10 protein-coding genes are annotated in these 13,246 nt (G+C 60.2%); all 10 read left to right on the forward strand.

Going from position 1 to position 13,246, the window contains the following annotated elements:
- The first annotated feature begins 32 nt into the window (after positions 1-32).
- The 10 genes from J3349_RS11040 (at position 33) to lspA (ending at position 13,244) form a co-directional block, all read left to right on the forward strand.
- Complete coding sequence (locus tag J3349_RS11040; RefSeq protein WP_015564067.1) at positions 33-440, forward strand: YlbF family regulator; 408 nt, start codon at positions 33-35, stop codon at positions 438-440.
- Positions 441-551: 111 nt separating this feature from the next.
- Positions 552-3,167, forward strand: coding sequence for a DNA mismatch repair protein MutS (mutS, locus tag J3349_RS11045; RefSeq protein ID WP_207677448.1), 2,616 nt, complete (start codon positions 552-554; stop codon positions 3,165-3,167).
- A gap of 25 nt (positions 3,168-3,192) precedes the next feature.
- The gene (gene mutL, locus J3349_RS11050) at positions 3,193-5,346 is read left to right on the forward strand and encodes a DNA mismatch repair endonuclease MutL (RefSeq protein ID WP_207677449.1); all 2,154 of its coding nucleotides are present in this window, start codon (positions 3,193-3,195) and stop codon (positions 5,344-5,346) included.
- The gene (gene miaA / locus J3349_RS11055; RefSeq protein WP_242699628.1) at positions 5,330-6,286 is read left to right on the forward strand and encodes a tRNA (adenosine(37)-N6)-dimethylallyltransferase MiaA; all 957 of its coding nucleotides are present in this window, start codon (positions 5,330-5,332) and stop codon (positions 6,284-6,286) included. Before mutL ends, miaA begins: the two co-directional genes overlap by 17 nt.
- 6 nt (positions 6,287-6,292) lie before the next feature.
- A complete protein-coding gene (locus tag J3349_RS11060; protein WP_207677450.1) occupies positions 6,293-7,612 on the forward strand; it encodes an HlyD family efflux transporter periplasmic adaptor subunit in 1,320 nt (439 codons plus the stop codon).
- A gap of 111 nt (positions 7,613-7,723) precedes the next feature.
- Positions 7,724-8,194 (forward strand): cell division protein SepF, encoded by a 471-nt coding sequence (locus J3349_RS11065; protein ID WP_158394452.1) that lies wholly within the window; start codon positions 7,724-7,726, stop codon positions 8,192-8,194.
- Positions 8,178-8,999, forward strand: a complete 822-nt coding sequence (locus J3349_RS11070) for a YlmH/Sll1252 family protein (RefSeq protein WP_158386948.1) — start codon at positions 8,178-8,180, stop codon at positions 8,997-8,999. Before J3349_RS11065 ends, J3349_RS11070 begins: the two co-directional genes overlap by 17 nt.
- A gap of 33 nt (positions 9,000-9,032) precedes the next feature.
- On the forward strand, positions 9,033-9,782 hold the full coding sequence (locus J3349_RS11075; protein ID WP_242699629.1) for a DivIVA domain-containing protein: 750 nt from the start codon (positions 9,033-9,035) through the stop codon (positions 9,780-9,782).
- Positions 9,783-9,898: 116 nt separating this feature from the next.
- Positions 9,899-12,694 carry an isoleucine--tRNA ligase gene (ileS, locus tag J3349_RS11080; RefSeq protein ID WP_158394454.1) on the forward strand — a complete coding sequence of 932 codons (2,796 nt, stop codon included), beginning with the start codon at positions 9,899-9,901 and terminating at the stop codon, positions 12,692-12,694.
- A 73-nt stretch (positions 12,695-12,767) separates the two neighbouring features.
- Positions 12,768-13,244 (forward strand): signal peptidase II, encoded by a 477-nt coding sequence (lspA, locus tag J3349_RS11085; RefSeq protein ID WP_149793317.1) that lies wholly within the window; start codon positions 12,768-12,770, stop codon positions 13,242-13,244.
- The last annotated feature ends 2 nt before the right edge of the window (positions 13,245-13,246 follow it).

Below are 13,246 nucleotides of genomic sequence, written 5' to 3' on the forward strand. Positions count from 1 at the left end.
TAACACAGGAACGATAAAAGGAGACTATTACAATGGATTGCATCGACCTTTTCAAGCGTGCCGCCATGGCACTTCAGACCGACTCCCGCTATCTGGCTATGGACCAGGCCCGCAAGATGAACGACAAGGACGAGGAACTGCAGAACCTCATCGGTGAGTTCAATCTGGCCCGTATGGACCTGAACAACGAGATCGGCAAGCCCGAGCGCAGCGATGAGCGCATCGCCGAGCTGAACCAGAAGGTGAACGACCTCTACGGCAAGATTATGGCCGATGACGGCATGGTGGCCTACAACGAGGCAAAGCGCGACTGTGAGGCCCTCGTGAACTATATCGACGCCATCATCAACACTGCAATGAACGGCGGCGACCCCATGACCGTGCAGGAGCCTTCCGCTTCCTGCACCGGTAGCTGCTCCACCTGCGGCGGCTGCCACTAAGGCTTAAACCATGAAACACAAAACGCGGCTGTGCAATGCAGGGCCGCGTTTTGCTTGCAACAGGCGGTTTTAGATGGCAAACCGACAACTAGGGGAGGAAGGTGAACGGTCATGGCAGAGCTTTCGCCCATGATGCAGCAATATCTGGAAATCAAAAAACAACATAAGGATGAGATTCTATTCTACCGCATCGGTGACTTCTACGAGATGTTCTTCGACGATGCGCTCACAGCTTCGCGGGAGTTGGATCTGACCCTCACGGGCAAGCAGTGCGGCCTTGAAGAGCGTGCGCCCATGTGCGGCGTACCATTCCACAGCTACGAGGGCTATGTGGCCCGCCTCATCTCGAAGGGCTATAAGGTCGCCATCTGTGAGCAGGTGGAAGACCCGGCAAAGGCCAAGGGCCTCGTCAAGCGCGACATCATCCGCGTGGTCACGCCCGGCACCGTCATTGAGAGCAGTATGCTTCAGGATGACAAAAACAACTACATTGCGAGTGTTTTCCTGAAAGGCGGCGCAGCAGGCCTCTGCTTCGCGGACGTTTCCACCGGCACGGCCCATATCACAGAGCTCAAGCGGGAGAAGATCGCCCCGGCGGTCATTGCGGAACTCTGCCGCTACAACCCCAGCGAGGTGCTGATGAATCCGGGCCTGCTGGACTGCCGGGAAATCACTGCCTACATCAAAAAGAATATGAACTGCGCCGTCGAGCTGGTGGAAGAGGAGCGGTACGCCCCGGGCCTCGTGGCCATCTCCCTCGAGAACCAGTTTGGCCGCGACTGGGCCGCAAAGACCGGTATCACAGAAGACGGCCTTGTCCGCTTTGCAATGGCCGCGCTGCTGGAATATCTCCATGATACGCAAATTAAAGGCGTCGAGCGCCTGAAAACGGTCATCACGTATAATGAAGCCCAGTTCATGCGGCTGTCGCAGGTCACCCGGGCCAACCTCGAGCTCACCGAGACGCTGCGGGGCCGCGAAAAGCGGGGAACGCTGCTCTGGGTGCTGGACAAGACCAGCACCGCCATGGGCAAGCGGATGCTCCGCAGCTGGATCGAGCAGCCGCTCATTTCCAGCGCCGCCATCAACCGCCGCCTCAACGCGGTGGAAAGCCTTGTGAACCAGACCATGCAGCGGGGCGATTTGATCGAACAGCTCCACTACATCGCCGACCTCGAGCGCCTGATGACCCGCGCGGTCTACGGCTCCGCCACCCCCAAGGAGATCTACACGATGGCCCAGACCTGTGAGCGCCTGCCGGAACTGCGGGCGCAGGCCGAGAGCTGCAGCTGCCCGGAGTTGACTGCGCTTGCGGGACAAATCGACCTGCTGGACGATGTGAAGACGGCCATCCTCGCCGCCATCGACCCGGAAGCGCCCTCCACCCTCAAGGACGGCGGCGTCATCGCCAAAGGCTACCACCCCGAGGTAGACGAGCTGCGCTCCATCCGGGACAACACCAAGGGCGTCCTCGCTCAGCTGGAAACGCGCCTGCGGCAGGAGACCGGCATCCCCAAGTTGAAAATTGGTTACAATCACGTCTTCGGCTACTACATCGAAGTCAGCAACTCCTATAAATCCATGGTCCCCGAGACCTACATCCGCAAGCAGACCCTCACCTCCGGTGAGCGCTATATCACCCAGGAGCTGAAAGAGCTGGAAAGCAAGATTTTAGGTGCGCATGAGCGTCTCATTGCGCTGGAGCACCGGCTCTTCTCGGAACTGCTGGAAACTATCGGCGGTCAGCTCGACCGCATCCAGCGGACGGCAAATGCTGTGGCCGAGCTGGACGTGTTGGCGGCGCTGGCGCAGGTGGCCGCTGAAAATAACTACTGCCGCCCTGTGGTGGATGACAGCGACGAGCTTACCATCACCGAGGGCCGCCACCCGGTGGTCGAGCAGATGCTGAAAGGCAGCCTCTTCGTCCCCAACGATACCAGGCTCAACTGCACCACTGACCGCTGTCTCATCATCACTGGCCCGAATATGGCAGGCAAATCGACGTATATGCGCCAGAACGCCCTTATCGCCCTGATGGCACAGATCGGCTCCTTCGTCCCAGCGTCCAGCTGTCATGTGGGCGTCGTGGATGCCATCTTTACCCGCATCGGCGCATCGGACGACCTTGCCGCCGGCCAGTCCACCTTCATGGTCGAGATGACCGAGGTGGCCGAAATTCTCAAGAACGCCACCCCCAAGAGCCTCGTTGTGCTGGACGAAATTGGCCGCGGCACCTCTACTTTCGACGGCATGAGCATCGCCCGGGCCGTCGTGGAGCACATCTCCGACCCGGCCAAGGGCCTCGGCTGCAAGACCCTCTTCGCCACCCATTACCACGAGCTGACTGACCTGGAAGGGGCCATCGAGGGCGTCAAAAACTACAACATCGCGGTCAAAAAGAGGGGAGAGGACATCACTTTCCTCCGCCGCATCATTCGCGGCCCCGCCGACGACAGCTACGGCATCGAGGTGGCGAAGCTGGCCGGTCTGCCCGGCACCGTGACGCGCCGCGCCCACGAGGTGCTGCGCACTCTGGAAGCGTCTGCTCCGAAGAACAAGGTGGAGCAGATGGATTTCGACGCCCTGCAGGAGTATTCTTCGCCTGCCGTCCCCAGCGAGATGATGGAAAAGCTCGAGGCATTGGACGTTGAGACCCTGACCCCCATCGAGGCACTGAATTTCCTGTATGAGCTGAAAAAGACCCTGAGCGGCAGCCTGAATGGCTGATTTTATTTGAAACGGAGGGAAACGAATGGCAGAGATACACGTTCTCGACAAGCACACGGCAGAACTTATTGCCGCCGGTGAGGTGGTTGAGCGGCCCGCATCGGTCGTCAAGGAGCTTCTGGAAAACTCCATCGACGCCGGTGCGTCTCAAATCACCGTCTCGATCGAGTCGGGCGGCGTTCGTCTGATTGAAATCAGCGACAACGGCACCGGCATCGAGGCAAAATACATCCCCACGGCTTTCATCCGCCATGCCACCAGTAAGATTCGGACGGAAGACGACCTCACCAGTATCCACACGCTGGGCTTCCGCGGCGAAGCGTTGGCCTCTATCGCCAGCGTGGCCCGCGTCGAAGTGCTCACCCGCACCGAGGCCGACGAGTGCGCTTCCCTCTACCGTATTGAGGGCGGGGAAGAGCAGCCCATCGAGCCGGGTGCGCGAGGCGTCGGCACCACCATCCGGGTCTGTGACCTCTTTTTCAATACTCCTGCCCGGATGAAATTCCTCAAAAAGGATTCCAGCGAGGGTACTTTCGTGGCCGACATCATGGGCCATGTGGCCCTGAGCCACCCCGAGGTGAGCTTCAAGTTCATCCGCGAAGGCAAACTGCAGTATGTCACCCCCGGTGACGGCCAGCTCCGCAGCGCGGCTTATGCCGTGCTGGGCCGGGAGTTCAGCCGTGACCTCGTGGAGGTTGATAACCGTGAGGGTGTTTACCGGGTCTGGGGGCTCATCACCCAGCCCCGCAGCTGCCGCGCCAGCCGCAGTATGCAGTATTTCTATATCAATGGCCGATATGTCCGCAACCGCACCATGATGGCGGGCATGGAGATGGCGTTCAAGGGTACCACGATGCAGGGCAAGTTTCCTGGAGGGATCTTGCTTCTTGAGATGCCTGCCGACCTTGTGGATGTCAACGTCCATCCGGCAAAAACAGAAGTCCGCTTTGCCCGGGAAAACGACATCTTCGACCTCGTCTACCATGCTGTCAAGCTGGCGCTGAGCCAGCCTGGTACAGGGGAGAGACAGTTCGTCTTTGACAGTGAGAAAGAGAATAATGTATCCAACAAACATGAAAATAGCGAAAATAAAGAAGAAAATGCTGTAAAGAACAATAACTTTACAGGACTTTCGGCGGTGATTTCGGGTCAGGCAGAGCCGGGAAGCCTGCCGCACCCGGAGGAAAAACCTCTCCGCCCAGCGGCACCGGCAGCGTCTGTGACACCCCGCACGACACAGCCCTCTGCCCCGGAGCGGGACATCCTCCCGCTGCCCGTAAAAGCCCCGGAAAAGGCTGCGCCGGCATCGGAACACACATGGACAACGGTTGCGGCCTTCGAGCCTCTTCCGATGAACGCTGCCCTTCACAGTCCTGAGCCGCCGCAGAAGGAAAGTGTCCTTGAGCCGCCGCCCTTCCGGGCTGCATCCAGTGAGTCACAGCTGGACATCGAGGCAGACATCGACCTGCCGGATGTCACTCGCGATCACATGGCCGCGTGGGAGCCTGTCTCGGAAGAACCGGAGCGTCCGCCGCTGCCGGAGGCTTCGGATGAACCTCAGCAGAGCGCAGCCCCGGAGCAGCTGGGCTTTGACGTTCAGGATGGCCCGGAGCCTCTGCGGTATGTGGGCGAGATCTTCCGCACCTATATCCTCGCGGAGCGGGGCGACGAGATCTGCATCATTGACAAGCACGCCGCCCATGAGCGCCAGCTCTTCGAGAAGCTGGCCGCCCACTACGGCGATGTCCCCAGTCAGCTTCTCCTGGAGCCGCTGGTGGTGGAGCTCTCCGCCGAGGAAAAGACCGCTCTGCTGGCCAATCTCGATCTGCTGGAAAGCGCCGGCCTCGAGGTGAGCGATTTTGGCGGCAGCTCGGTCTGCCTGCGCTCGGTCCCCGCTGATGTGGAGCAGAGCAGTGCCGAAGATCTGTTGGTCGAGCTGGCGGCAAAGCTGGCCCACGGCAGCCGCGACGCGTTGAACGAGCGGACAGAGTGGGTGCTCCATTCCATCTCCTGCCGCGCCGCCATCAAGGCGGGCGACCACACCTCGCCGCAGGAGCTGATGGCGCTGGCCGAAAAAATTCTTTCCGGCGAAGTGCCGCCTTTCTGCCCCCATGGGCGCCCTTGCGTTCTCAAACTTACCCGAAAGGAGCTGGAAAAGCAGTTTGGCCGAATCGTGTGATAAAAATCAGAAGCATCCGGTGCTGGCCGTCGTCGGCCCCACTGCCACCGGCAAGACCGCTCTCGGCGTGGCGCTGGCCGAAGCTTTCGAGGGCGAAGTCATCAGCGCCGACTCGATGCAGATCTATAAAGGATTAGACGTCGGTACGGCGAAGGTCGCGCCCGACGAGACCCACGGCGTCCCGCACCATGCGGTGGATATTCTGGAGCCGGATGAGCTCTTCAGCGTGGCGGATTTCGTGACGTTGGCCGGAACGCTCGAGGCTGACATTTCCGCCCGGGGCCGTCTGCCCATCCTCGTGGGCGGCACGGGCCTCTATGTCCAGAGCTTTTTGTACGGTGTCCGCTTTGCCGCCGAGAAGACGCCGGACGGCCTGCGGGAACAGCTGGCCGCTGAGCTGGCTGAAAAAGGCCCAGAGGCCATGTACAAAGAGCTGCAGGCTGCCGACCCGGAAGCCGCCGCCGCCATCCATCCGAACAATCAGGTGCGGGTCCTGCGGGCGCTGGAACATTTCCGCGCCACCGGCAAGCGTCTGAGCGAGCAGAAAGCCCAGTCACTCCCGCCGGAGCGGCCCTATCGTTCGCTGGTGCTGGGTCTGGACTTTCCCGATCGCACCCAGCTCTACCGCCGCATCGACCTGCGGGTGGACAAGATGCTGGACGCCGGCCTCCTCGATGAGGCAAAGCTGGTCTATGACCACCGCCAGACCTACCGCACGGCAGCGCAGGCCATCGGCTACAAGGAGCTCTTCTCCTATTTTGAGGGGACGGCCCCGCTGGATGCCTGCACCGAAAAGCTCAAGCAGGCCTCCCGCAACTACGCCAAGCGCCAGCTGACCTGGTTCCGCCATATGGACGGCGTGGTCTGGCTGGACGCCTCTGCGCCGGATGTTACAGCCCGGGCTGTGCAGCTGACCCAAGAATTTTTAGCGAAAGGGTGACCTTTTATGATGGATAGACCACGCTCTGATCCCGGCGCGTCCAGCGCTTTGGGCAAGCTGGCAGGCTTCGTCATCGCCGTCGTGGTGCTGGCGGGCATCTATGTGGGCTATCAGGCCCTGCAGGTGCTCTTCCCGCCCAACACCTATGAGACGGCACTTCTTGCCACCGTGGCGGATACGGTGGACGCCGACGGAGTTCTCCTCTTCGATGAGGTCTATGTTCCCGGCAGCGGAACGCTGGGCTATCTCGCGGCCGACGGCGAGCGCGTCTCGGCGGGGGCTGCAGTAGCGGAGATCTACAGCAGCCCGGAGCAGGCGGGCCTCCGCCAGCAGCTCACGAGCCTGAACGACCAGGTCGAGCTTCTGCAGCGCTCTCAGAATACCACCGCCACCCAGCTGGATTCTCTGAAAAAAGAGCGGGCTTCCGCGCTTTATGATATGATGGATGCGCTGGACAGCTCTGCCTACGACGAGACAGCCCAGGGCGAAGAAAACTACATCCTCGCTCAGAACAAGCTCTGGGTCATCACGGGTGAAGTCTCGGACTTCTCGGCCCAGATCGCCTCCCTCACTGAGCAGTCGGCGCAGGTGCAGGCCCAGCTGGGAGAGCCGACCCAGATCACCGCCCCTCAGACGGGTTACTTCATCCGCAGCTCTGCCACCGGGCGGCTCAACGCCGGGGCAGACGACATCCTCGCGCTGAACACCACCGACCTGCAGGCATATCTGAATTCTGACCCCGAACTGCCGCTGGACGGCTGCGCGGGCAAGATCGTCTCGGGCTTTGCGTGGCGGTATGTCGGCCTCTGTTCGGCCAAGGAAGGGGAGAAGCTGCTGGGCGACAACGGCAAGCCCCTGACCCGCTCGGTGAAGATAAAGTTCCCCGGCCAGATGGAAACGCCCCTCAAAGCCTCCGTCTCCGAGGTGACCATCGACGAAGCGACCGGTCTGGCCCGCTTCGTCATCACCTGCGAGATCATCAACGGTGATGTGCTGCGGCTCAACCGGGCCAGCGCCCAGATCATCGTGGGCGAGACCACCGGCCTGCGCGTCCCCATCGACGCTATCCATTACCTGAAAGAGGACGGCACCGAGTCTGAGACGCAGGGCGAGAACTACATCCCGGGCGTCTATGTCAAATACGGCAATCTTGCCCGTTTCTGCAAGATCGACCCCGTGGATAATGACCATCCGCTGGTGACGGACGGCGAGTACCGCATCGTCATGCCCAGCAGCTCGGATAAGACAAAAACCGTCAGCGAAGTCCGCCTTTACGACGAGATCATCGTCTCCGGACAAAATTTGTATGATGGAAAGCTTTTGTAGTTATTGACATCTGACGCAAAAAATCAGATAATAGAAAAAGCTATTAGCAACTCTTTTTCACAAAGGGGTGCCAGGCAGCGTGAGCTGCCCGAATGAAAGGAGCAAGTTTCTATGTCTTTTGTGGACAGCCTGAAAAAAGGGCTTTTCGGCAGTGAGGACGATTACGACGATCAGTATATGGACGACGGTCCTCAGATGGTGAATAACAACAGCGGTCTCGGCGTCGCAGGCAACGAGGAAGAGGACGAGCCCGAAGAGGGTGCAGCCCCCAAGCGGAACGGCAAGGTGGTCAACATCCATGCTACCACCCAGCTCAAGGTCGTTCTGGTCAAGCCTGAGCACTTCGAGGATGCCAGCACGATTGCAGACCACCTGAACAACAAGCGCACCGTCGTGCTGAATCTGGAATCCACCAACAAGGAAGTTTCCCGCCGTCTGGTGGACTTCCTCTCCGGTGTGGCCTACGCCAACAACGGCCAGATCAAGCGGGTGGCCAACAGCACCTTCATCATTACTCCCTACAATGTTGACATCATGGGCGACCTGCTGGACGAGCTGGAGAACAATGGCGCGTTCTATTGATACCCAGCAAAGTGCCGTGCGGGGCTTCGTCCCGGCGCAGAACGATGAGGAACGCTTCCTCATGCGTCATGTCGAGGACCTGGCCCGCGCCGCTTTTGGCCGGGGCATCGCCCGTTATTCGGCGTTTCTGAGCGACAGGGAACAGCAGCTGGCGCAGGCGGCACTCAACCGTGCCGGTGCGCCGGAGGAAAGTTGCCGCTTCGAGGGCGGCTGGCCCGACGCCGAGCGCCGGGTGCTCTGCCTCGAGCCGGAAGACTGTTACCCTGCAAGCCCTGTCTGCTGCGTCCGGCTCAGGTGTCGTGCGCTGGCCGGGGCGCAGCTGCCCGTCCATAAGGATTATCTGGGCAGTCTGATGGGACTTGAGCTTCGCCGTGAGGCGCTGGGCGACATCGTCCTGCCGCCGGAGGAGCCGGGTACCGCTTATCTGTTCGCGCTGGAGCCTGCTGCAGCCCTTATCTGTCAGGAGCTGCGCAGTGTGGGCCGCACCGAGGTGACGGCTCAGCAGCTGGCGCTGGACGAAGTACCGGAGTTTGCGCAGGCAGAGCGCCGGTTACAGACCGCGACCGTATCGTCGCTGCGTCTGGATGCCGTACTTGCCGCTATGCTGCGGTGCAGCCGGGGCATGGCCGCAGAGCTTGTGGCAGCGGGAAGGGTAGAGATCAACCATCTGCCCGTTTCCAGCGCCCATGCGCCGGTATACGAATCTGATGTGTTCACAGTGCGGGGCAAAGGGCGCTTCCGCCTCACAGCTCTGCCGGGCAAGAGCAAAAAAGACCGACAAATCATTGAGTTCTTCCAATATTGAGAAGGACAACTGGATAAAATGGAGGAGATCATTATGCTGACACCGCAGGACGTGCGCTCTGTCCAATTCGAAAAGAACCTCCGCGGCTACCGTACCGAGGATGTTGACCACTTTCTGGATAAGGTAGAACAGCAGCTCGGGCAGGATGCGGAACAGATGGAGGCCCTGCGCAAGCAGGTAGCCGACCTGACTGCCGAGAACGAGACCCTGCGCCGCAATATGCAGAGCTATGAGGCAGACGGCGATATGCTCAAGAGCGCCCTCATCAATGCGCAGCGCATGGGCGAAAACGTCATCCGCGAGGCCAACCAGAAGGCCGAAGACATCCTGCACCGTGCAAATCTGCGCGGCGACGACATCATCCGGGATGCCAACGAGCTGCTGCAGAAGGCCAGCGACCGCGCCGACGAGATCATCAGCGAGGCCAACGACAAAAAGCTGGCCGAAGAGCGCGAGTATGACCGCGTTCGTCTCGAGGTCACCCGTTTCAAGTCCGACGTGCTGAACCTTTACCGCACCCATGTGGAGTCCCTGAGCCGTCTGCCGGAGTTCCAGCAGAAGGAGGAGGCCCCCGCACAGGATGCCGAGGCTGAGCTGCCCGAAACCGAGGATGCCGATACCACCGAGGAAGCAGCACCCGCTGCGGACGCTGCCGAGACGGAAGACGCCGCCCCCGAGAAGGCCAGCGAGGACTTCTGGGAGAAGGACGAATCTCAGCTCAAGCTCGACCCGCCCCCGGCAGACCCCAACGCTGCCTTTCAGGGCGTGAACTTCAGCGAATAATTCCCTAAGCATCGACAGCAAGGCATCATTTGTGTGCCGTAAAGCTGTTTTGATAAAATAAGCGCGTAGCTGCGCTATTTGCGATTGCAAAACCAATAGAGGAGAGTGTAAAACCAGTGGCTAAGAATAAGTCTCAGTACGACAGTACTCTGAACCTGCCCAAGACCCTGTTTGAGATGCGCGCCGGCCTGCCCAAGAAGGAACCGGTCATGCTCAAGGATTGGGACGACAACGACCTGTACAACCAGCTCATGAAGCACAACGAGGGCAAACCTCAGTTCATCCTGCACGATGGCCCTCCGTATGCCAACGGCAATATCCACATGGGTACCGCGCTGAACAAGATCATCAAGGACATCATCATCCGTGAGAAGAACATGGAGGGCTTCCAGGCTCCCTATGTACCCGGCTTTGATACCCACGGCCTGCCCATTGAGCTGAAGGCCCTGTCCTCCGTCGGCGAGAAGAAGAAGGACATCTCCAAGCTCGAGCTGCGCCAGATCTGCGAGAAGTTCGCCACCGAGCACATCGACATTATGAGCGACCAGTTCAAGCGTCTGGGCGTTATCGGCGATTTTGAGCATCCCTATCTGACCCTCAAGCCCGAGTTTGAGGCCCGTCAGATCGAGATCTTCGGCGAGATGGCCAAGAAGGGCTATATCTACAAGGGTCTGAAGCCTGTCTACTGGTGCCCCGACTGCCGCACCGCTCTGGCTGAGGCCGAGATCGAGTACGGCGAGGACGAGTGCGACTCTATCTTCGTCCGCTTCCACGTCTCTCAGGACCCCAACGGCGTTCTGGCAAAGCACGGCATCCCGATGGAGAAGACCTACTTCGTCATCTGGACCACCACCACCTGGACCTTGCCCGCCAACGAGGCTATCTGCCTGAACGGCCAGTTCGAGTACTCCTTCGTCAAGATCGGCGACGAGTTCCACATCATGGCCACTGACCTCGTCAAGAGCGTCATGGATGCCTGCCACATCACCGAGTATGAGGTGGTGGGTGAGCCTGTCAGCGGTGCAGAGTTCGAGCTGATGCGCTATAACCACGTCTATCTGCCCAAGGAAGGCTGGGTCATCCTCGGCGACCACGTCACGCTGGAAAGCGGCTCTGGCTGTGTTCACACCGCCGGCGGCCACGGCGTCGATGACTTCAACGTCTGCCAGAAGTACCCCCAGATCCCCATCACCGTCCCTGTGGACGACGGCGGCTATCTGACCGAGCAGGCCGGCAAGTACGCAGGCCAGCGCGTCTGGGCTTCCAACAAGACCATTCTGGCCGACCTGACCGCCGCCGGCGCTGTCATGGGCCAGCTGCACATCAAGCATCAGTATCCGCACTGCTGGCGCTGCCATAATCCCATCATCTTCCGTGCTACCGAGCAGTGGTTCTGCTCCATCGCCAAGTTCCGTGAGGACGTCTACAAGGCCATCGACACCGTGACCTGGATGCCCGACTGGGGCCACGACCGTATGCACGGCATGGTGCGCGACCGCAACGACTGGTGCATCAGCCGTCAGCGCACCTGGGGCGTGCCTATCCCGGCCTTCTACTGCAAGAAGTGCGGCGCTTACCACATCACCGACGCCACCATCAAGGCCGTCAGCGACCTGTTCCGCAAGGAGGGTTCCGACGCTTGGTATAAGTACGACGCTGAGCAGATCATCCCCGCTGGTGAAGTCTGCGAGAAGTGCGGCGCTTCCGAGTGGACGAAGGACACCGACATCATGGACGTCTGGTTTGACTCCGGCTCCACCCATGCTGCCGTTCTGGAAGAGCGCCCCGAGCTGCGCTTCCCGGCCGATATGTATATGGAGGGCGGCGACCAGTTCCGCGGCTGGTTCCAGTCCAGCCTGCTGACCAGTGTCGCAAGCAAGGGCTGCGCACCCTATAAGTCCGTTCTGTGCCACGGCTGGGTCGTGGACGAGCAGGGCAAGCAGATGCACAAGAGCGCCGGCAACGGCGTCGAGCCCAGCGAGATCATCAAGGATTACGGCGCAGACATCATCCGCCTGTGGGTGGCTTCTTCCGATTACACCGTCGATGTGCGTGCCGGCAAGAACATCTTCAAGCAGCTGAGCGAGGCCTACCGCAAGATCCGCAACACTGCCCGCTTCATTCTGGGCAACCTCGACGGCTTCGACCCCAACACCGACTGTGTGGCTGACGACCAGCTGCAGGACATCGACCGCTGGGCTCTGGCTGCGCTGGACGACCTCATCGTCAACACCAACGCTGGCTATGCTGTGTATGACTTCAACAAGGTCTACCACGCTGTCTACAACTTCTGTGTCGTGGCCATGTCCAACTTCTATCTGGACGTCACCAAGGATCGCCTGTACTGCACCAACGGCACTGGCCGCAAGGCTGCGCAGACCGCGATGTACAAGATCCTCGTCGCTCTGGACAAGATCATCGCTCCCATCCTCTGCTTCACCAGCCAGGAGATCTGGGACTTCCTGCCCAAGACCGAGGCTATGAACAAGTACGTCGTCTTCGAGGATATGCCGAAGGCTGGCCAGTACGCAGCTGACGATGCCTTCAAGGCTAAGTGGGCGCAGCTCATCGCTGTCCGCGACGAGGTCAAGAAGGTCCTCGAGCAGGCCCGTGCAGATAAGCAGATCGGCGCTTCTCTCGAGGCTTCCGTCACCCTGTACTGCAATGACGCCGTCTACGACCTGCTCAACAGCATCCCGATGGACGAGCTGGCCGACCTGATGATCGTCTCCCATGTGGAGCTGGTCAAGGGTGAAGGCGGCGCAGCCAGCGCCGTCGAGGGTCTGGGCGTTGCTGCTGCACACGCCACCGGCGACAAGTGCGAGCGCTGCTGGAAGTACTCCGCAGACATCGGCACCCACGCTGCTCATCCCACCCTGTGCGCACGCTGTGCCGCTGTTGTGGAGGGCTAAACCATTTTGTATCTCTGGCGGCGCACCCGGCGCAAAAGGGGGCGCCGCCTTTTTCAAAAAATCAGGAGAAACTATGGCATATGTCATTCTGAATCTGGTCTGTGTGGCCGCGCTGGTGGGCATCGACCAGGCCATCAAGCTCTGGGCTACCCAGTATCTGGCCCCTGTGGAGGCCATCACCGTCATCCCGCATGTGGTGGAGCTGCGCTTCGTGCTCAATCAGGGCATGGCGTTCAGCCTGCTGAGCGGAAAGCAGCTTTTCCTTATCCTCGCCACCAGCGCCGCGCTGCTGCTCGTAGCCTATCTGCTGTTCTTCCGCAGCCGCGGCAAGCTCCTGCAGCAGATCGCTTTCATCCTCGTGCTGGCCGGCGGCATCGGCAACCTCATCGACCGTGTGCTGAACGGTGAGGTCGTGGACTACATCAACCCGCTGTTCATCGACTTTGCAGTCTTCAACTTTGCCGACATTCTCGTCTGCGTCGGTGTAGCGCTCTGGGTGCTGGTCATCCTGCTGGAAGAAGTGGAAGATAAGCCCTCGAAGGAGCAGTAAAC

This window comes from Faecalibacterium sp. Marseille-P9590, from assembly GCF_017377665.1.
Lineage (GTDB): Bacteria > Bacillota > Clostridia > Oscillospirales > Ruminococcaceae > Faecalibacterium.